This window comes from Streptomyces sp. NPDC002845, assembly GCF_053591955.1.
Genome location: NZ_JBSFUU010000072.1, coordinates 33,424 through 51,788, shown reverse-complemented (window position 1 = coordinate 51,788; position 18,365 = coordinate 33,424). Strand labels below are relative to the sequence as shown.

The following is an 18,365-nucleotide window of genomic DNA, read 5'->3' as shown; positions in this document are numbered from 1 at the left end:
CCGTCGAACTCATCGGCGGCGTCCGCTTCCCCGCCATCGGCCAACTGCCGTACCTGCTCACCCTCGCAGGCCACGGCTTCTACTGGTTCAGGCTGTCCAGGGCCCTGGCCCGCGCCCGCCGAGGACATTGAACGTGTGCCCGCGAAAGGAGAGGTCACCATGCCGAAGACCGCAACGCCGAGCGCACGGCTCCGGCCCAGGAACCCCGCCGCCGTTCAACCCCTCGCCGGGCTCAGCGGGTTGCTGCGGGACTGGTTGCCGCGGCAGCGCTGGTTCGCGGGCAAGGACCGGCCGGTCACCGAGGTGACGCTGGTGTCGATGACCGAGCTGTACCCGGGCTGTCTGCACCTCCTGGTCCGCGCCGAACACGCCGGGCTCCCCGCCCCCAGCGGCACTCCCCCGCCCGGCGACTGCTACCAGCTCCTGCTCGGCGTACGCGAACGGCTGCCGCGGCATCTCGCCGGTGCCTTCATCGGCCGCGCCCAGGAAGGACCGCTGGCCGGCCGCGTCGTGTACGACGCGCTGCACGACCCCCGAGCGGCACAGCTGCTCATGGAGCGGCTGCGGCACCCCGGAGCGGCGGGCCCGTTGCGCTTCGAGAACGACCCGGCGATGACCGTCCCCGCCGGGCTCGCCCCGCGTGTGCTGGACGCCGAGCAGTCCAACACCTCGCTGGTGTACGGCGACGCGTACATCCTGAAGGTCTTCCGCCGTGTCCAGCCGGGCATCAACCCGGACCTGGAAGTGCCGTGGGAACTGGCCCGGCGGGGCTGCACCCGCGTGCCCGCGCCCGTGGCCTGGATCCGCACCGCACAGCCGCAGGACGCGACCCTCGGCGTACTCCAGCCGTTCCTGCCCCATGCCGCCGACGGCTGGACCCTGGCCCTGCGCGCGCTCGCCTCCGGACACGACTTCGCCCTGGAGTCCTACGAGCTGGGGCAGGCCATGGCGGAGGTGCATCTGACGCTGGCCACCGCCTTCCCGCCCGACCCGGGCCACGACAACCGGCGTACGGCGGCGGCGATGACCGAGCGCCTGGACGTCGCCGCGCACTGTGTGCCCGCTCTCCAGCCGTACGTGCCCGGGCTGCGGGCCGCCTTCGACACGTTCGGCGCGTCCGGTGCCGGGCGGCCCGCGCAGCGGATTCACGGCGACCTGCACCTCGGGCAGGTCCTGCGGGCCGGTCGCGAGTGGTTCGTCATCGACTTCGAGGGCGAACCGTCCCGCCCGCTCGCCGAGCGCCGGGGCGCCCAGTCCCCGGTGCGGGACGTCGCGGGCATGCTCCGCTCCTTCGACTACGCCGCCCGCACCCGGCGCCCCTGGCGTCCCGAGTGGGCCCAGCGCTGCCGGGACGCCTACTGCGCGGGCTACGCCGCCCGGGCGGGCTGGGACCCGCGCGCCGAGCCCGACGTGCTGCGCGCCCATGAGACCGACAGAGCGGTGTACGAGGCGCTGTACGAGGCCCGGCACCGACCGGACTGGCTCCCCGTCCCGATGGCGGCGATCCGACGTCTAGCCGTTCGAGGAGGCTGAACCCGTGGCACTGCGCGACCCTTCCCTGCCCGAAGCAGCAAGCCCCGTCCCGACCGGTCGAGGGCCGGCTCCGGCCGCTCCCCCCGACCCGTCCGACCGCGAGCGTCTGCTGTCGGGCTCCCACCACGACCCGCACGCGCTGCTGGGCTCCCATCCGGGCCCGGACGGCATCACCTTCCGCGCACTGCGCCCGTACGCCCGTGCCGTGAGCGTGGTGATCGACGGGCGGCGTACGGAGCTGGCCGACGACGGCGACGGCCTCTTCTCCGCCGTACTGCCGCTGGACGCGATCCCCGAGTACACGCTGCTCGTGTCGTACGACGGCTGTGAGTTCGAGCTGCAGGACCCGTACCGCTTCCTGCCCGCACTCGGCGAACTCGATCTCCATCTCATCCGCGAGGGCCGGCACGAGGAGCTGTGGCGGGCGCTCGGGGCCGAGCCGATGACGCATCAGGGGGTGGCCGGTACCCGGTTCACGGTGTGGGCGCCGAACGCGCAAGGTGTCCGGGTCGCCGGGGACTTCAGCCACTGGGACGGGACGGCCTTCCCCATGCGGTCCCTCGGCGCGTCCGGGGTGTGGGAGCTGTTCCTGCCGGGGATCGGCGAGGGCGAGCGGTACAAGTTCGAGATCACGTCGCGGCACGGCGGACGGTTCTTCAAGGCCGACCCGATGGCGCGCCGCGCCGAGATGCCGCCCGCGACGGCGTCCGTCGTGACAGCCTCCTCCGGCTACGAGTGGGGCGACCAGGAGTGGCTGGCGGCCCGCGCGGAAACCCCCGTCCACGAGGCGCCGTTCTCAGTGTACGAGGTGCATCTGCAGTCCTGGCGCCCAGGATTGACGTACCGTCAACTGGCGGACGAACTCCCGCCGTACGTCAAGGACCTGGGCTTCACCCACGTCGAGTTGATGCCGGTGGCCGAGCACCCCTTCGGCGGATCGTGGGGCTACCAGGTCACCGGGTACTACGCGCCGACCTCCCGGCTCGGCGGGCCCGACGACTTCCGTGCCCTGGTGGACGCGCTGCACCGGGCGGGCATCGGCGTGATCATGGACTGGGTTCCCGCGCACTTCCCCAAGGACGACTGGGCGTTGGCCCGGTTCGACGGGGAGCCGCTGTACGAGCCGGGGGACACGCGGCGTGCCGAGCATCCGGACTGGGGGACGTACGAGTTCGACTTCGGGCGCACCGAGGTGCGGAACTTCCTGGTGGCCAACGCGGTGTACTGGTGCGAGGAGTTCCACATCGACGGGCTGCGGGTCGATGCCGTGGCGTCGATGCTGTACCTCGACTACTCGCGCGACTCCGGTCAGTGGGAGCCGAACGTCCACGGCGGCCGGGAGGATCTCGCCGCGGTCGCCTTCCTGCAGGAGATGAACGCCACGCTGTACCGCAGGGTCCCGGGCGTGATGACGATCGCGGAGGAGTCGACGGCGTGGGGCGGCGTGACCTGCCCGACCGACAGCGGCGGCCTCGGCTTCGGCCTGAAGTGGAACATGGGCTGGATGCACGACTCCCTCGGCTACATGGCCAAGGAACCCGTCCATCGCAAGTACCACCACAACGAGATGACCTTCTCGATGGTGTACGCCTACAGCGAGAACTTCGTGCTCCCGATCTCCCACGACGAAGTCGTCCACGGCAAGCAGGCGTTGGTGTCGAAGATGCCGGGCGACTGGTGGCAGCGGCGCGCCAACCACCGCGCCTACCTGGGCTTCATGTGGGCCCACCCCGGCAAGCAGCTGCTGTTCATGGGCCAGGAGTTCGCCCAGGGCGGGGAGTGGTCGGCGCACCAGGGGCCCGAGTGGTGGCTGCTGGACCCGGGCTACGTCGCCGCGGGCGACCATCTCGGCGTCCGCGACCTCGTACGCGACCTCAACGCGGTCTACCGGGCCACACCCGCCCTGTGGCAGCGCGACACCGAACCCGGCGGGTTCCGGTGGGTGGCCGCGGACGCCGCCGAGGACAACGTGTTCGCGTTCCTCCGCTACGACACGGAGGGCTCGCCGCTGCTGTCGGTCTCCAACTTCTCTCCCGTGGTCCGGCACGGCTATCGCCTGGAAGCCCCGGAGGACGTCCCGGCCTGGTGCGAGGTCCTGAACACCGACGCGTCCCGCTACGGCGGCGGCGACGTGACGTACCCCCACCCGGTGGTCCGGGCGGGCCGGCACATCCAGCTCACCCTGCCGCCGCTGGCCACGGTGTGGCTGCGCCCGGTGCACGCGCTGTAGGGCCTCACAGCATCAGGTCGATGGCGTACGCCAGGAAGAAGGCCGCGACCAGGACGGCGATGATGATGACCACGGCCAGGGGTGCCTTCGCCCAGCCGGTCGGCGGGTTGTGGGTCTCCCTCGGGCCCGCGCCCGGCATGCTGCTCTCCCCCGGCGGAGTCTCACCCGGCGGAACGCCTCCGCCGGGTTCGAGGCCGGTGCTGCGTTCTGGTTCTGGATCCGGATTGGGCTGATTCATACCGTACGAGTCCCCCCGGAACGCCGTCGGACCCATCGGCCAGTCCAGGCGGGCACGGCCGTCCTCGTCGACGACCGCGGGGTGCCCCGGGTCCGGTGCGCCTGCGACAACCCGCTGCTGCCGCCGGCCGCCGGGGTAACTTTGTTTTCGCCGCGCCCACCTGAAGGACCTTGATCTGCTTCTCGACGTCGCAGCTCGCGCCGTTGTGGGGCCCGACAGCGGGCCGACAGCGGGCCCGAGGGGGGTCCGGTGGGGCGGCCGGAGGACGGTTGTTCGGCACTCACGGGCTCTTCGCCCGCCGTAGGGATTCGCAGCGCCTTGATGAAACTTTGATGCCGATTCAACGCATTTGTGCCGATTCCTTCCGCATCAGACCCATTACGCGCTTCGTCCCCGTCCGGCCCGCAAGCCGACGCGGTCGGACCTCCCGGCGCGCGGACCGCCGGAGCCCTGCTTAGCGTGGCAAGAGTGAGCCGCCAGACCATGGATTCCCCGACCCCGTCCGGCCGGGCCGTGGCCCGCCACGGCTGGGTGCAGGCGCTCGGCACGGTCCTCGCCGGGCTGATCGTCATGGTGACGATCGCCGCGCTCGGCCTGTGGGGGGCCGGTGCCGCGGACCTCCCGGACAACGCGTTCCCCCGAGTCGTCGCGGCCACGGTCGTGACGGCGGTCGGCGGCACGATCGAGTTCTCCGGCGGCGCCGGGGCGATCGCCGACACCCGGGCGGACCTGACCGTGATCCCGCTGTCGGTGACGCTCGCCGGAGCCCTGGTGATCGCCGCCGGGTTCCTGCGGCCGCTGCGGCACCGGGCGGTGGCGGGAGCGCCCGAACTCGCGGGCTGGGCCGGCCGGATCGCCCTGTTGTGGCCGCTGGCCCTCGTCGGCCTCGCGCTCGGGGCACGGCAGACCTTCAGGATCTCCCTCGGGGACGAGGCACTCGACGAACTCGCCGACCTGTTCGGCGCCACGCCGGAGGTGGGCTTCACCACCGACGTTCCGCTGACCGCCGTCTTCGGGCTGCTGTGGCTCGCGGGTGTGTTCGTGCTGGCCCTGCTCGTCTCGCGCGGGGCGCCGCTGCCGGCGCGGCTGGTGCGTTTCCAGGAGTCCGTGCGGCCTGCCGCGTACGCCATGGTCGTCCTGCTGCTCGCGTACGTCGTCGTGGGGCTGGTGATCGGCCTGGTGGTGGCGGCCACGCGCGGGCACGCCGCCGAGACGTTCGCGGTGCTCCTGCTGGGCCTGCCGAACCTCGTCTGGCTCGCCCTCACCCTCGGTCTTGGCGCCTCCTGGGAGGGCCGCGTGGAGGGGCCCTTCGGGCTGCCGATGCCTCATGTGCTGGATCAGGTGCTGCGCACACCCGACATCTCGACACTGAATGTGCGCACGCTCGCCGAGTACGACGGCCGTGCGTGGTGGCTGGTGGCCGTGGCCGCGGTCCTGCTGCCCGCGGCCGCCTTCGTGATGGCGGCGCGGTCGCCGACCCGGGTGCGCCTGTGGCAGCACGCCGTGCACATGGCGGTCGCGCTCACGCTCACGGTGCTCATGATCTGCCTGGTCGCGGAGGTCTCCGCCCACTACGGCCTGTCCGTGCTGGGCATCGGCGACCTCGGCGGCGGCCTGTCCGGGGAACTGTTCCTGCGGCCCCGACTGTGGTCCGCCCTGGGCTTCGCCGCGCTGTGGGGGCTGGTGACCGGGTTCCTCGGCGGGGTGCTGGCGAAGGGGGTCCGGCGGCGAGGCAAGGTCGGGTCCGGCTAGCGGCGGGACACAGGGAGGGCCCATGACGACGGCCCGGGGAGGAGTACGGGGGCGGGCGGCACGCGGTGTCCCTCGCCGCGGCGCGCAGCGCGGCCACGAACGCGAGGGGGCGAGCCGGGCTCAGGCGGCGGGTTCGGCGATTCTGTTCGCGGTGCGCTGCATGCGGAGCGCGTCGATGGACTCGGCGAGGAGTTCGTACTCCGTGGTGTCGTCGCTGGTGGCGACGCGGACGAGGTTCCCGGCGGCCAACTCCTCGGCCACCTGTCCCTGTTGGACGACGTCGCCGGACCAGGAGCGCAGGAGACTGGGTACGTCGGGTACATTGTCGCCGACCGGGACGACCGCGTTCGCGGGGTAGGTCGGGTTGTCGGGGTGCGGGTCGAGGCGCTCGGCGATCCATAACGCGCGGTCGCGCATCCACCACAGGGCGAGCGCCAGGGTCGGTGCGCGGTATGTTCCCAGGGGTACGCCGACACGCTGCCCGCCGCATATGCCATAGGCCGTAACATGGCACAGGAATTCGTCGTGCACGATCGCTCCCCCATCGCACCGCTGACTGCCGGCCCGGCCGCGCCCGGCTCGCACCTCACTCGCTGTGACGTCGGGCAACACCTCGACCGCGCACCGTGATGCTTTACGGCCGTGGCTCGATCGCCCTAGGAATCGAGTATCGCCACTACTGACACTCTGTCACCATGCCATTCCAGCCAGTCTCTTGGCATATTCATGGGTGGGACTGGCTGAAATGGCTCGGTGAGAAATATCCGGAGCGGAGGACCACATGAGCACGACAGGCGAACTCGACGAACAGTTCACCGCGGTGCTGCGGAAGAGCCCAGAGAAAGGCGGCTGGACCTATCTCGTCTGGCCCGAGTCCGTCGCCTTCTTCGGCACCCGCGGCCTGGTCAAGGTCCGCGGCACGATCGACGGGCGCCCTTTCCGCAGCTCCTTCATGGCCCTGGGCGACGGCACCCACAAGCTGCCCGTCAGGGCCGACGTACGCAAGGCCATCGGCAAGGAGGCGGGCGACACCGTGACCGTACACCTGGAGGAACGCATCGAGGGCTGACGCTCGCGGCCGTTACGACTGGGCGGTCGCCCGCACGATCGCGTCGATCCGGGCCAGCTCCTCCGGGTCGAAGTCCAGGTTGTGGGTGGCCGCCACGCTGTCCTCCACCTGCTGGGGGCTGCTCGCGCCGATCAGGGCGGAGGTGACGCGGCCGCCGCGCAGGACCCAGGCGAGGGCCAGCTGGGCGAGGGACTGTCCGCGGGACTTGGCGATCTCGTCGAGGGCGCGGAGCTGTCGTACGAGGTCCTCGGTGACGGTGTCGGCGCTCAGGAAGGGGCTGTCGCTCGCGGCGCGGGAGTCCGCGGGGATGCCGTCGAGGTAGCGGCCGGTCAACAGGCCCTGTTCCAGGGGCGAGAAGACGATCGAGCCGACCTGGAGTTCGTCCAGGGTGTCGAGGAGGCCCTCCTCGGGACGCCGGTCGAGCATCGAGTAGCGGGGCTGGTGGATAAGGAGCGGGGTGCCCAGCTCGCCCAGGATGCGGGCGGCCTCACGGGTCTGCTCGGGCGAGTAGTTGGAGATGCCGGCGTACAGCGCCTTGCCCTGCTGGACCGCCGAGTGCAGGGCGCCCATCGTCTCCTCCAGCGGAGTGTCCGGGTCGGGGCGGTGCGAGTAGAAGATGTCGACGTAGTCGAGGCCCATGCGGGCGAGGCTCTGGTCGAGGGAGGACAGCAGGTACTTGCGCGAGCCCCATTCGCCGTACGGGCCGTCCCACATCAGATAGCCCGCCTTGGTGGAGATGACGAGTTCGTCGCGGTACGGCGCGAAGTCCTCCCTCAGCGCGGCGCCGAGGGCGGACTCGGCGGAGCCGGGCGGCGGACCGTAGTTGTTGGCCAGGTCGAAGTGGGTGACGCCCAGGTCGAACGCGCGGCGCAGGATGGCACGCTGGGTCTCCACCGGGCGGTCGGGGCCGAAGTTGTGCCACAGGCCGAGCGAGAGCGCGGGCAGCTTCAGACCGCTGCGTCCGGTGCGCCGGTAGGGCATGTCCGCGTAGCGGTCGGTGTGTGCGGTGTACAACGCGTACTCCTGGATGCCGGAAAACCTGGTGACGATGTCCACTTTCGCGCGCGCACTGCGCAGCGGTCCAACAGGGGAATCGGATGGGATTCAGCGTCTAGGCTTCTCAATCATGGAACTGCGCCATCTTCAGCACTTCGTCGCGGTCGCCGAGGACCGGCATTTCACCCGGGCGGCCGAGCGCCTGATGGTGTCGCAGTCGGGCCTGTCCGCCTCGATCCGCGCCCTGGAACGGGAGCTGCGGGCGCCGCTGTTCGTGCGCACCACCCGGCGGGTGACGCTCACGGAGGCGGGGCGGGCGCTGCTGGCCGAGGCCGAGCGGATTCTCGCGCAGGTCCGGGCGGCGCACGAGGCGGTGGCGGCGGTGCAGGGCGTGCTGCGCGGCACGCTGTCGGTGGGTACCGAGCAGTGCACCGCCGGGGTTCATGCGCCCAGGCTGCTGGCCGCGTTCCGACGGCGTCACCCGGACGTGGAGATCCGGCTGCGGCAGGCGGGCTCCGGCGTACTGGCCGACGAGGTCGCCGCCGGCCGCCTCGACCTCGCCTTCGCGGTCACGACCCGCGCCGACACCGCCCAGCTGCGCTGCGTGCCGCTCACCAGCGAGCCGATGACCGTGCTCTGCCACCCCGGGCACCGGCTCGCGGCCGGTGGCGCGCTCACCCCGCAGGAGCTGGGCCGCGAGGCATTCGTCGACTTCCACCCCGACTGGGGACCGCGCCGGACCACGGACGCGGCCTTCGCGGCGGCGGGGGTCCACCGCACGGTCACCCTTGAGGTCAACGACGTGCACAGCCTCCTCGAACTCGTCCACGAGGGCCTCGGCATCGCCGTCGTCCCCCGCCACTTCGGTCACAAGCGCGAAGCCTCCGCCCTCGCCTCGCTCCCCCTCAAGGGCGCCGCCGAGACCTCGTACGAGACCGTCGCCATGCTGCCGCCGCCGGAGGCCACGAGTCCGGCGGCACGGGCGTTGATGCTGCTGCTGGACGGCTCGCAGCAGGGTGGGTGACACGGCATCGACCGCGGCTGCCCGGCGGTTCGGCGGCGACTGCGAGAGGGTAGACGCATGCACTCCAAAGACGTTCTCACCGACGCGTTCGGACGCATCCGGGAAGAGGTCCACGCCGCCGTCGAGGGCCTCTCCCCCGACGACCTCAACGCCCTTCCCCAGGAGGGCGCCAACTCCATCAGCTGGCTGGTCTGGCACCTCACCCGCATCCAGGACGACCATGTCGCGGACGTGGCCGACCGGGACCAGGTCTGGCCGGCGCAGGGCTGGTCGGACCGGTTCGGGCTCGGGCTGCCACCCCACGACACCGGGTACGGGCACACGCCCGAGCAGGTCGCCCAGGTCCGGGTGGACTCGGGCGACCTGCTGCTGGGCTACTTCGACGCCGTGCACGAGCAGACGCTCACGTTCGTGGACGGGCTGGCCGACAAGGACCTCGACCGGATCGTGGACGAGCGCTGGACCCCGGCCGTCACCCTGGGCGTACGGCTGATCAGCGTCCTCGCCGACGATCTGCAGCACGCCGGCCAGGCCGCGTACGTACGGGGGCTGCTTCAGCGCGCGGAGTCGTAGCCGGGCAGGACGACGTCCTCGATGAGGGCGTTGCGCTCGTCGAAGGGGATGAACGCGCTCTTGAGGGCGTTGACGGTGACGGTGCGCAGGTCGTCCAGGGTCCAGCCGGCCTGCTCGACCAGCAGGGACATCTCGCGGGTCATGGTCGTGCCGGACACCAGGCGGTTGTCGGTGTTGAGGGTGACGCGGAAGCCCAGGTCCTTCAGGACCGTGATCGGGTGCCCGGCGATCGACGTGGCCGCACCGGTCTGGAGGTTGGAGGTGGGGCACATCTCCAGGGCGATACGGCGGTCACGCACCCAGCCGGCGAGACGGCCGAGCTTGCCGTCGACGATGTCCTCGGTGATGCGCACGCCATGGCCGATGCGCTGGGCGCCGCACACCTGGAGGGCCTGGTGGATGCTGGGCAGTCCGTGGGCCTCACCGGCGTGGATGGTGAACGGGACGTTCTCGCCGCGCAGGTACTCGAAGGCGGCCAGGTGGTCGGCGGGCGGGAAGCCGTCCTCGGCGCCGGCGATGTCGAAGCCGACCACACCCGCGTCGCGGAAGGTCACGGCCAGGTCGGCGATCTCCCGGCTGCGGTCGAACATGCGCATCCCGCACAGCAGCGTGCCGACCCGGACCGGGGTGCCCGCGGCGGCCGCCTTGGCCATACCGGCGGCCAGACCCTCCTGCACCGTCTCGACGACCTCGGGGAGGGCCAGCCCGCCGCTGGCCATCAGCTCGGGGGCGTAGCGCACCTCGCCGTAGACGACGCCGTCCTCGGCCAGGTCGAGCACGTACTCCTCGGCGGTGCGCAGCAGGCCCTCGCGGGTCTGCATCACGGCGAGGGTGTGCTCGAAGGTGGCTATGTAGCGCACCAGGTCACCGGAGTTGGCGGCCTCGTAGTACCAGTCGGCGAGCCCCTCCGGGTCGGTGGTCGGCAGGGTGTGGCCGACCGTCTCCGCGAGCTCCACGAGGGTGGCGGGGCGCAGGCCGCCGTCGAGGTGGTCGTGCAGGACAGCCTTGGGGAGGCGGCGGAGGGTGGCGGAGTCTATGCGCGTAGATGTCATGTGCGGGTCGTTCCTCGGCGGTTCGGTGAGCGGTTTGGTGAAGCGCGTGTCGAGCGGGTTCAGGCGGCGGGCTGGAGCAGGTCCCAGCGGTTTCCGTACAGGTCCTCGAAGACGGCCACTGTGCCGTACGGCTCGTGGCGCGGTTCCTCCAGGAACCTCACGCCCGCCGCGCACATACGCGCGTGATCGCGGGCGAAGTCGTCGGTGTGCAGGAAGAAGCCCACGCGCCCGCCGGTCTGGTCCCCGACCCGGCCGCGCTGCGCCTCGCCCTTGGCCCGGGCGAGCAGCAGTCCGCTGCCGTGACCGTCGCCTTCCGCGCCCGGTTCCACGACCACCCAGCGCGATCCGTCGGGCCGGGGCTCGTCCCCGACCAGCCGGAACCCGAGCGCCTCCGTGTAGAAACGGATGGCCTCGTCGTAGTCGTCGACGACGAGGGCGACCAGGGCGATATGTCTCATCGGGGTCTCTCCGGGCGGGGTGGTTGACGACAGAGGTTATACGTAACACGTAGGATATGTCATCCACGGAGGTGCTCTAGGCCCGGGGAAGCGGAGACGCGGGGCCTGGTGCGGCGGTGGATGCCGCGCAGCGGGCGGCACGAAGCGCCGTCGCGGTCGCGCCGTATCTCGGACGACTGCGGGTGGGCGGCGAGGGCGTCCGCGTACAGGGTGGCTGCTTCTGCGGCAGTCCGGCAGACCGGCAGTTACGGTCGGGGTTCGCGGGGCTCCCAGTAACGACCCGATGGCCGTCCGGGTCCGCGCACTTGAACGCCACGTAGGCAGGTTCGTCGAAACGCTCGACGATGCGCACTCCGTCCGCACGCATCCGGGAGAAGAGCCCTCACCTCGTCCGGATTCGCGAGCCGGAAGCCGAAGTGGAGGAAGGGCGGCAACGGCCCGACGTCCTGGCCACCGTGCAGGGCGAGGTCGAAGCCGTCGGCGTTGCGGATGACGACCGTGCCGTCGTCGTACTGCTGCGCGGTGGCCGGGTCGAAAGCGAAGTACGTCTCGTAGAAGCGTCGGCTGCGCGGCACATCGCGGACGGGCAGGCCGAGATGCGTCAGATGCATGCTCGAAGCCTGGGGCGCGAGGGCGGCGGGCGCAAGGCTCCATCGCCCGGCCGGCCTTGTGCCGATCCCCGTGCTCAGGGCGCCAGGCGGTCCAGTTCCCCGCCGATCGCCGTCCGCACGGCATCGTGCCGCGGGCCGAGCGCGTACCGCTCGTCGCCCCACCGTTCGCGCGGGTACAGCCACACCGGCAGACCCACGAGATCGGCCGGCTCCCAGTCATACCGCGGCCAGACGTGGGCATGCAGGAAGGGGTCGGTGTTGCCCAGGATCTCCAGGTTGACCCGGCGGAAGGCCGGGTCGAGGCGTGCGCAGGCGCGTTCGACGGCCTCGCCCAGTCGGTCCATGTCGGAGAGGAAGGCCAGGCGCTTGCCCTTCGGCAGGCCCGACAGTCGCTGTACGGCGGGGTCGTCGGCCAGCAACACCGAGTATCCCGGCAGGAATTGGACGTCCCCGATCACCGCGAATCCCGCGTCCAGCCTTCGGAGCACGGTGGGGTTCTCGCCCCGGAGCGCGCTGCCGATCCTGTTCCTGCGCCAGTCGTCCGCCATGATCGGTGACCTTAACCGCGAGTGCCTCGGCCGTGCGCAGGTCGTAGCGCCGACGTCGCGCTGCGGTGGCGCTCCGACGGCCACCGCAGCGCGGCGTGCTCATGGCCGCCGGTGGACGGCGCGCCACAGTGCGGTGGTTCGGGTCCGCAGTCGGTGTGTCACCGCCCGCCGCACGTCCTGGACGGCGTAAGCGGTGGTCAGCAGCCTGCCCGTCACGCGCAGCGCCATGTGCCGGGTGCGGACCGTGGTGCGGCGCCGGTCGACCAGGCTATGGAGCAGCTCTTCCATGTGTGCGGCGACGATCGCCGGGTCGTACCGAGCGGCGTTGGCCGCCGCCCGGCGGCCCATGTTCCGCCGCAGGGAGTCGTCCGCGATCAGCTCCAGCAGGGCATCGGCGAACGCCTTGTGGTCGCCGGGGCGCACCAGTCGGCCGTCCGTCCCGTCGTCGATGATCTCCAGTGGGCCGAGGGGGCAGGCCGTGCTCACCACGGGGAGTCCGCAGCGCATCGCCTCGACGATGGACATGCCGAACGCCTCGATACGGGACGTGGAGACGGCGATCGAGCCCTTGACCAGTTCGGCCTCGATGGAGGTGCGCGCACCCATCAGGAAGACGTTGTTGTACAGGCCGAGTTCATCGACGAGACGACGGAGCCGGTCCCTCTGGGGGCCCGCCCCGTAGATGCGCAGCTTCCAGTCGGGGCGCACCCGTGCCACATGGGCGAACGACCTGACGAGGAAGTTGTACTGCTTGACCGGGACCAGCCGCCCCGCGGCGATGACCAGGTGGTTCGTCGTGTCGGACGGCGGAAGCGGCGGCTCGGGCACGCCGTTGGGGACGGCCACCACCCGTACGCCGGGCAGACGCAGCTTGCGCCGGTAGGTGGCGGCGTCGGCCTCGGTCACGGTGGTCACGGCGTCCATTTGCGGGTATCTGCGCCGCAGTTGGAGCTTGAGCCGCGCCGGGTGCGCGTCGAACGTCAGGTGCTCCTGCGCGACGCGGATCAGGCGGTGCGGTGCCTGCGCGGCGAGATGCACGTTCAGCCCGGGCCGGGTGCCGATGACCACGTCGCTGTCGAGTTCGTGGAGCCAGCGTCCGATCCGTTGATCCGTCAGTTCGCTGTAGTGCGAGTATGTGCCGTCGCCGGTGGGGAACACCCGCGACCTCACGGCGGCCAGCGGATCGTCGGCCGCGTACGCGGGCGAGTGCCGGCGCATGTCGACCAGGGAGTACAGCCGCACGCGCCCGTCGAGCGGGAAGGCCGGCCGGTCACGGTGCCGGAAGACCGAGACGATCTCCACCTCGTGCCGTTCGGCCAGTGCCTGCGCGAGGTTGAACGTCGTGCGGATCGTTCCCCCGATGCCGTAGCCGTGATGGATGAGGAAGGAGACCTTCATCGCGAGCCGACTCCCGTTCCCCGGGCGGTGTCTCGCCCGTCTGCACGCCGTACCGACGTGACCGTGGACCATGCGTACGACAGCGACATGAGCTCCCGCGGACGGCGGCAGCTCATGTGGAGGAAGGGTAGCCCGGGGAGAAGGTTCGGGGGCTCCGGCAGGGCCGTGGTCCGTTGTGGTCGTACACACTGCGGGAGTAGTCGGAGGGGGCGACGATCTCCGGGTCGTGACGCGGGGCGTGGGCCACGACCCTCCCAGGACTGGTTCGTTTCCCGCGCCTTCACCGCTGTCGTCCTGTCCGTTCCGCGTGCCCGCTCAGTAGCGCACAGCCGTGATCACCTCGGCGGTGGTCCTCTCGGGCACGTCGCGGTGACTGCGTGCCGTCGCCTTTGCCGTCTTTCCCGGTTCCACCGAGTCGACGGTCACCAGCACCACGTCGACGAGATCGCCGTCCCGGTCGTGGAAGTTGACCTGGATCGTGTACGAGTCAGTGTCGTCACCGCTGTTGGTCACGGTGAGTTCGGCGACGACGCGCCCGTCCTCGACAGCGGTCTCACGTACCTCCACGTCGCCGGTGGCCACGATCCCGTCGCGGATCTCCCGGAATTTCTCCTGGGCTTCCTGGGCTTCCTCGGCTGCGGAGGATACGACGGAAGCGATATCCGAAGGGGTGTCGTCGTCCCCGGTACACCCCACCGTCAGCGCCATCAGTGCCGCGGTCACCACTCCTGCCAGCCGGGCTCGCCCGTTCCGTGCGCTCAGCAGTCCTGACATGCTGCGGTCCCTCCTCCGGGATTCCGCGTGGGCACACCGGACCCGCCGCCCGGCATGCCGCGTGCTGACCGCCGAGTACCCGAGACCTCGCGCCCGTAGCACGGGTTCGCATCCGGTTTCCGTCCGCGAGCGGCATGAGCGCCCGCGGACAGGGAACCGGGAGTGGACGCGTCACCGGGCCCGGACGCCCGGCAGCAGTGTCCCTACCGTGGCGACCTACGGAGGTCGTATGGAACGTCGTATGGAGGTCGTCGGCCCTTACACCCGCTACGGCTGTGTCCCGTTCCGGGGGACCGGCTATGTGTACCCACCCTGAGGGGTCGGCGATGACGACCGGATCCCTGCGGCGGGGCAGTGCGTGGCGGCGCACCGCCACCGCGCCGGGCCGCAGCCGCCGCGGCCGCCGTAGGCGGCTCCTGTCGGCCGTCACGGTCATCGTCGGTGTCCTGGTGACCGGAGCGTGCGGGGACGAGGACCACGTCGAGGCACCACCGACATCAGCCGCACCGTCCACCACCGGGCCCGTCCCCGGCACCCCGACCGCGTCCGCCACCGGCGGCGACGCCACCCCGTCGCCCTCGCACTCCGCGCTGCCCCTTCGCTGCACCCGCGACCACCTCGACCTGTCCCTCGGCCGTGTCTCACCGGGCGCGGGCAATCGCTACGCCCCGCTGGTCTTCACCAACACCGGTCCCGATTCCTGCTCGCTCAGGGGGTATCCCGGTGTCACCCTGCTCGACTCCTCCGGCGACCGTATCGGCGAACCCGCGGAGCCTCAGGGTCCGGAAGCTCCGGCCGTGACGCTGCGGCCGGGAGGCAGCGCCTACGCGGGCCTGCACACCGTCGCCGAGGGCGTTACGGACAAGCCGTGCCGGCGCCCCGCCGACAAGGTCCAGGCGTACCCACCGGGCTCGACCTGGGCGCTACGGGCACCGGCCCGCTCGTTCCAGGTGTGCGGTGAGGTCTTCGAGGTCGGCGCGGTCAGGCCGGGCGAGCACCCCTGAGGCACCGACCGGGAGACCGTCGACGGGCAGCGGCCCCGCGCGCACCGCGCGGTTCGCACCCGGCGACCAGCCCTTCCTTTACAGGGACGGAGTCAGCGAGACACGGCGCCGTGACGGTCGGTTCCACCCGGCGGTGTGAAACCCACCCGCCGCCCCGGCCGGGGCACTCCCCTGAGCGTCAGGGCCGGGTACGGCCCTGCCACGGTGCGGCCGACGTGAGCCACGTGGTGATGCGACTGATGTCGGACGAGCTGACGATCCCGACCAGCCTTCCGTCCTGCACGACGAGTATCCGGCGGACAGGGCTCGACGCGAGGTCGGGCAGGACCCGGGACAGAGGATCGTCGGGACCGGCGGTGGTCAGTTCGTCCAGGGGGGTCATGACGGACTCCAGGGTGGTGGTGTGCCGTTCCCCGGACGGTACGGCACCGGCGCGGTGCACGGTGACCAGGCCGACCGGCACGTCCCCGTCGGCGGTGACCGGGAAGGCCGAGTGCTGGTAGCGCAGCGTGGGCTCGTCGAGGAACTCCGCAACGGTCGCGTCCGCGGGAACTGTCAGCGGGTCGGGCGTCATCGCCCGGCGTACCGGTACGCCGGCGAACAGTTCCCGCATCTTCGCCTGGCCGCCCTCGACCGTCGCGGCGGCGATCAGGAACCAGCCGATGATCGCGAGCCAGATGCCGCTGAAGGAGGCGCCCAGGAAGAGCAGGTACAGCCCTGCGACGATGAGCAGCCAACCGAGGATCCGCCCTGCGGAGGTGGCGACCATGGTGGCGCGCAGTGGGTCTCCCGTCCACTTCCACACCGCCGCGCGCAGCAGCCGGCCGCCGTCCAGCGGCGCGGCGGGCAGCACGTTGAAGAGCGCCAGGAGGATGTTGATCGCGGCGAGCCAGGCCAGCGCCTCCACGAACAGGCCGTAGCCGTAGAGCCCGCCGAACCCCCCTGCCAGGATCGCGAACAGCACTCCGAGCACCAGGCTGACCAAGGGGCCCACGCCCGCGATGCGCAGTTCCGCACCCGGACGTGGGGCCTCGCTCCTGAGCCGTGCGACGCCGCCGAGCAGCCACAAGGTGATCTCGTCGGCGTCGACACCGTTGCGGCGGGCCACGACGGCGTGGCTGATCTCGTGGGCCAGCAGCGACAGCAGGAACACGGCGGCCGCGCCCAGTCCCACGATCCAGTACAGCCATCCCGAACTGCCCGGGTGCGCCGCCGGCAGGCGTCCCTCGGCCAGCCCCGCGGCCAGCAGCACGAAGATGACCAGGACGCTCCAGTGCACCCCGATGCGGATGCCCGCCAAACGCCCCAGGGAAAACGTCGCTCCCACGGTGGGACCTCCTCGACAGGGGCCACTCGTCGCCGCCTCGTCGGCGGAATGAGTGAGTACCCGGTGGAAGGGGATCCAAGCGCACGACACGGCCTGCACCGGGGGACGGCGCCGCTGCGCCCAGGACTCGATGCCCCGGCCCGGCGTCCGGAACGTTTGCCACGCGACCCCGCGGATACTTCGGCGGGAACAGCGGCGCAGGTCCGCAGAGACCAGGAGGCGCAGTGATGCCGCAGTCCTCCCTCGCCGCCCGGTCCCGCGTCGGGCACACCCGCCGGGTCACGCTGTGGCTCGGAGCGGTGCTCGTCGCCGTACTGCCGACGGCCTGCATCGATGGCGCACCCGGCTCGGCCACTTCTCCGGAGCGGTCGGCCGCCCGCGAGATCCCGCTCACCGTGGTCGAGCGGGGCGGTCAGACGATCGTCCTCGCACCCGTCAGCATCCACGGCGAGGGCCCTTACACATTCGTCCTGGACACCGGAGCGTCCTCCAGTGTCGTCGACGACGACCTCGCGCGGGAGCTGGACCTGCCCAGGACCGGCAAACGGCAGCCCATCAGCGGCGTGATCGGCGAGGATACGGTTCCCGTCGTCTCGGTACGGGAGTGGAAGGTCGGAGACATCAGCCTGGACGCGACCGACACCACGGTCGTCGACCTCGACTCACTCCACGGCGACCGTCCCATCGAAGGCCTGCTCGGCTCGGACGTGCTCAGCGACTTCGGCCAGATCACTGTGGACTACGAGAAGGAGACGCTCCGGCTCCCGGCCGCCTGAGCACGTGCTTCGCCCAGGCAGAGCACCAGCCCCGCGCCGTCCGCAAGCGCCCGGCCGCCCTACGACATGCGCCAGCCGCAAATTTTGCCCAGGGCAATGATTAAACTCCGCGTCACATCCGTACTCCAGGACGACCGAACCCGCCCCGACCAACATGGCACGCCCCGGCAAAGGTGGCCGCCGGGGCGAACCACCCCTGCAAGGAGGCCCGATGCCCATCTCGCGCAACATGGGAACCGTCTTCGCCAGCGGCACCCTGCTACTGACTGTCGGCGCGCTCGCGTTCCCCGTGGTGCTCGGGATCGACGAAAAGCCCAAGAACTCGGAACGTGTCATCGCCAACACCCCCTACGGCCCTCTCACCGAGGCCGACCGCGACTTCGTCGTCAAAGTGCGCTCGGCCGGACTGTGGGAGTACCCCCTCGGTGAACTGGCCATGGAACGCGGCACCACCCCCGAGATGAAGGAAGCGGGCGAACACCTCGTCGTCGGCCACGCCGGCCTCGATGAGATGTGCCGCCGCATCGCCCCCGAGCTGAACATCACCCTGCCCAACCTGGCCAGCCCGCAACAGCAGGAGTTCGTGGATACCGTCAACGCTGCCACCGGCAAGGAGTTCGACGTCACCGCGGCCAACGTCATGCGCGTCACCCACGGCCAGATCTTCCCCACCATCGCCAAGATCCGCGCCACGACCCGGAACACCCTCGTCCGCGAACTCGCCGACCTCGCCAACGACACCGTCCTGGACCACATCACCGTCCTGGAGAACACCGGCATGGTCAACTTCGACAAGGCCAACTTCCAGCAGACCGCCCCGGCCAAACTCCCCACGGAACAGGCCACTCCGCCCGTACCCCAGCCCGGCGAACCCGTCCTCGTCCTCACCCCCCGCCCCGACCTGGACGTCAACACGGCGAACCCGGCCACGCCCAGCCCCGCGCCCAGTCCCACGGACACCACCGCGAGCACCGGGTGACCAGCCACGGCGCGGCCGGAACG

At 71.2% G+C, this 18,365-nt stretch carries 20 protein-coding genes and 1 pseudogene; 11 read left to right on the top strand and 10 right to left on the bottom strand.

From position 1 onward, the window contains the following. The 3 genes from ACWD3C_RS36815 to glgB all read left to right on the top strand — a co-directional run. The coding region (locus ACWD3C_RS36815) for an alpha-glucosidase C-terminal domain-containing protein (RefSeq protein WP_451150993.1) at positions 1–131 on the top strand (131 nt) is incomplete at its 5' end. Between the two features lie 28 nt (positions 132–159). After that, positions 160–1,533 carry a maltokinase N-terminal cap-like domain-containing protein gene (locus ACWD3C_RS36810; RefSeq protein WP_451150987.1) on the top strand — a complete coding sequence of 458 codons (1,374 nt, stop codon included), beginning with the start codon at positions 160–162 and terminating at the stop codon, positions 1,531–1,533. A gap of 4 nt (positions 1,534–1,537) precedes the next feature. Further along, complete coding sequence (glgB, locus tag ACWD3C_RS36805) at positions 1,538–3,763, top strand: 1,4-alpha-glucan branching enzyme (RefSeq protein ID WP_451150985.1); 2,226 nt, start codon at positions 1,538–1,540, stop codon at positions 3,761–3,763. A gap of 4 nt (positions 3,764–3,767) precedes the next feature. Here glgB and ACWD3C_RS36800 read toward each other — a convergent pair whose 3' ends face one another. Beyond that, complete coding sequence (locus tag ACWD3C_RS36800; RefSeq protein ID WP_451150983.1) at positions 3,768–4,001, bottom strand: DUF6480 family protein; 234 nt, start codon at positions 3,999–4,001, stop codon at positions 3,768–3,770. Positions 4,002–4,043: 42 nt separating this feature from the next. Here ACWD3C_RS36800 and ACWD3C_RS36795 point away from each other — a divergent pair. Together ACWD3C_RS36795 and ACWD3C_RS36790 are read left to right on the top strand one after the other, a co-directional pair. Continuing rightward, positions 4,044–4,133, top strand: a pseudogene (locus ACWD3C_RS36795) (DUF6777 domain-containing protein); the annotation flags it as partial. Between the two features lie 351 nt (positions 4,134–4,484). After that, positions 4,485–5,753, top strand: a complete 1,269-nt coding sequence (locus ACWD3C_RS36790) for a streptophobe family protein (RefSeq protein WP_451150991.1) — start codon at positions 4,485–4,487, stop codon at positions 5,751–5,753. A gap of 120 nt (positions 5,754–5,873) precedes the next feature. On the opposite strand, the gene ACWD3C_RS36785 is transcribed toward ACWD3C_RS36790, so the two are convergent. Beyond that, positions 5,874–6,284, bottom strand: coding sequence for a hypothetical protein (locus tag ACWD3C_RS36785; protein ID WP_451150981.1), 411 nt, complete (start codon positions 6,282–6,284; stop codon positions 5,874–5,876). Between the two features lie 250 nt (positions 6,285–6,534). On the opposite strand from ACWD3C_RS36785, the gene ACWD3C_RS36780 reads away from it, so the two are divergent. Further along, the gene (locus ACWD3C_RS36780; protein ID WP_451150979.1) at positions 6,535–6,822 is read left to right on the top strand and encodes a DUF1905 domain-containing protein; all 288 of its coding nucleotides are present in this window, start codon (positions 6,535–6,537) and stop codon (positions 6,820–6,822) included. A gap of 12 nt (positions 6,823–6,834) precedes the next feature. Here ACWD3C_RS36780 and mgrA read toward each other — a convergent pair whose 3' ends face one another. Further along, entirely contained in the window at positions 6,835–7,836 is a 1,002-nt protein-coding gene (gene mgrA / locus ACWD3C_RS36775; RefSeq protein ID WP_451150977.1) for an L-glyceraldehyde 3-phosphate reductase, read from the bottom strand. 112 nt (positions 7,837–7,948) lie between these two features. On the opposite strand from mgrA, the gene ACWD3C_RS36770 reads away from it, so the two are divergent. Beyond that, the gene (locus ACWD3C_RS36770) at positions 7,949–8,842 is read left to right on the top strand and encodes a LysR family transcriptional regulator (protein ID WP_451150975.1); all 894 of its coding nucleotides are present in this window, start codon (positions 7,949–7,951) and stop codon (positions 8,840–8,842) included. A gap of 57 nt (positions 8,843–8,899) precedes the next feature. Further along, positions 8,900–9,415: a mycothiol transferase gene (locus ACWD3C_RS36765; RefSeq protein WP_451150973.1), complete on the top strand. Its 516-nt coding sequence runs from the start codon at positions 8,900–8,902 to the stop codon at positions 9,413–9,415. Here the strand turns inward: ACWD3C_RS36765 and ACWD3C_RS36760 are convergent. From ACWD3C_RS36760 to ACWD3C_RS36735, 6 genes are all read right to left on the bottom strand, one after another. Next, positions 9,397–10,467, bottom strand: coding sequence for an adenosine deaminase (locus tag ACWD3C_RS36760; RefSeq protein ID WP_451150971.1), 1,071 nt, complete (start codon positions 10,465–10,467; stop codon positions 9,397–9,399). The two genes, ACWD3C_RS36765 and ACWD3C_RS36760, sit on opposite strands and share 19 nt — an antisense overlap. Positions 10,468–10,526: 59 nt before the next feature. Further along, entirely contained in the window at positions 10,527–10,925 is a 399-nt protein-coding gene (locus ACWD3C_RS36755; RefSeq protein ID WP_451150969.1) for a VOC family protein, read from the bottom strand. A gap of 245 nt (positions 10,926–11,170) precedes the next feature. Next, entirely contained in the window at positions 11,171–11,536 is a 366-nt protein-coding gene (locus ACWD3C_RS36750; protein ID WP_451150967.1) for a VOC family protein, read from the bottom strand. Between the two features lie 74 nt (positions 11,537–11,610). After that, complete coding sequence (locus ACWD3C_RS36745; protein ID WP_451150965.1) at positions 11,611–12,084, bottom strand: diadenosine tetraphosphate hydrolase; 474 nt, start codon at positions 12,082–12,084, stop codon at positions 11,611–11,613. 99 nt (positions 12,085–12,183) lie between these two features. Continuing rightward, entirely contained in the window at positions 12,184–13,482 is a 1,299-nt protein-coding gene (locus ACWD3C_RS36740) for a glycosyltransferase family 4 protein (protein ID WP_451150963.1), read from the bottom strand. Between the two features lie 315 nt (positions 13,483–13,797). Next, complete coding sequence (locus tag ACWD3C_RS36735; RefSeq protein ID WP_451150961.1) at positions 13,798–14,256, bottom strand: FxLYD domain-containing protein; 459 nt, start codon at positions 14,254–14,256, stop codon at positions 13,798–13,800. 326 nt (positions 14,257–14,582) lie between these two features. Between ACWD3C_RS36735 and ACWD3C_RS36730 the strand changes: the two genes are divergently transcribed. Next, on the top strand, positions 14,583–15,260 hold the full coding sequence (locus ACWD3C_RS36730) for a DUF4232 domain-containing protein (RefSeq protein WP_451150959.1): 678 nt from the start codon (positions 14,583–14,585) through the stop codon (positions 15,258–15,260). A 178-nt stretch (positions 15,261–15,438) separates the two neighbouring features. On the opposite strand, the gene ACWD3C_RS36725 is transcribed toward ACWD3C_RS36730, so the two are convergent. Beyond that, positions 15,439–16,587 carry a site-2 protease family protein gene (locus tag ACWD3C_RS36725; RefSeq protein ID WP_451150957.1) on the bottom strand — a complete coding sequence of 383 codons (1,149 nt, stop codon included), beginning with the start codon at positions 16,585–16,587 and terminating at the stop codon, positions 15,439–15,441. A gap of 227 nt (positions 16,588–16,814) precedes the next feature. On the opposite strand from ACWD3C_RS36725, the gene ACWD3C_RS36720 reads away from it, so the two are divergent. Continuing rightward, positions 16,815–17,363, top strand: coding sequence for an aspartyl protease family protein (locus ACWD3C_RS36720; protein ID WP_451150955.1), 549 nt, complete (start codon positions 16,815–16,817; stop codon positions 17,361–17,363). Between the two features lie 211 nt (positions 17,364–17,574). After that, positions 17,575–18,342 carry a DUF4142 domain-containing protein gene (locus ACWD3C_RS36715; RefSeq protein ID WP_451150953.1) on the top strand — a complete coding sequence of 256 codons (768 nt, stop codon included), beginning with the start codon at positions 17,575–17,577 and terminating at the stop codon, positions 18,340–18,342. Positions 18,343–18,365: the final 23 nt, after the last annotated feature.

Coding starts and splice junctions, on each gene's coding strand:
- ACWD3C_RS36750 (WP_451150967.1), bottom strand. CDS start 11,536: ATGCATCTGACGCATCTCGGCCTGCCCGTCCGCGATGTGCCGCGCAGC.
- ACWD3C_RS36765 (WP_451150973.1), top strand. CDS start 8,900: ATGCACTCCAAAGACGTTCTCACCGACGCGTTCGGACGCATCCGGGAA.
- ACWD3C_RS36740 (WP_451150963.1), bottom strand. CDS start 13,482: ATGAAGGTCTCCTTCCTCATCCATCACGGCTACGGCATCGGGGGAACG.
- ACWD3C_RS36780 (WP_451150979.1), top strand. CDS start 6,535: ATGAGCACGACAGGCGAACTCGACGAACAGTTCACCGCGGTGCTGCGG.
- ACWD3C_RS36735 (WP_451150961.1), bottom strand. CDS start 14,256: ATGTCAGGACTGCTGAGCGCACGGAACGGGCGAGCCCGGCTGGCAGGA.
- ACWD3C_RS36760 (WP_451150971.1), bottom strand. CDS start 10,467: ATGACATCTACGCGCATAGACTCCGCCACCCTCCGCCGCCTCCCCAAG.
- ACWD3C_RS36800 (WP_451150983.1), bottom strand. CDS start 4,001: ATGAATCAGCCCAATCCGGATCCAGAACCAGAACGCAGCACCGGCCTC.
- ACWD3C_RS36770 (WP_451150975.1), top strand. CDS start 7,949: ATGGAACTGCGCCATCTTCAGCACTTCGTCGCGGTCGCCGAGGACCGG.
- ACWD3C_RS36715 (WP_451150953.1), top strand. CDS start 17,575: ATGCCCATCTCGCGCAACATGGGAACCGTCTTCGCCAGCGGCACCCTG.
- ACWD3C_RS36810 (WP_451150987.1), top strand. CDS start 160: ATGCCGAAGACCGCAACGCCGAGCGCACGGCTCCGGCCCAGGAACCCC.
- ACWD3C_RS36730 (WP_451150959.1), top strand. CDS start 14,583: ATGACGACCGGATCCCTGCGGCGGGGCAGTGCGTGGCGGCGCACCGCC.
- ACWD3C_RS36745 (WP_451150965.1), bottom strand. CDS start 12,084: ATGGCGGACGACTGGCGCAGGAACAGGATCGGCAGCGCGCTCCGGGGC.
- ACWD3C_RS36790 (WP_451150991.1), top strand. CDS start 4,485: ATGGATTCCCCGACCCCGTCCGGCCGGGCCGTGGCCCGCCACGGCTGG.
- ACWD3C_RS36720 (WP_451150955.1), top strand. CDS start 16,815: ATGCCGCAGTCCTCCCTCGCCGCCCGGTCCCGCGTCGGGCACACCCGC.
- ACWD3C_RS36755 (WP_451150969.1), bottom strand. CDS start 10,925: ATGAGACATATCGCCCTGGTCGCCCTCGTCGTCGACGACTACGACGAG.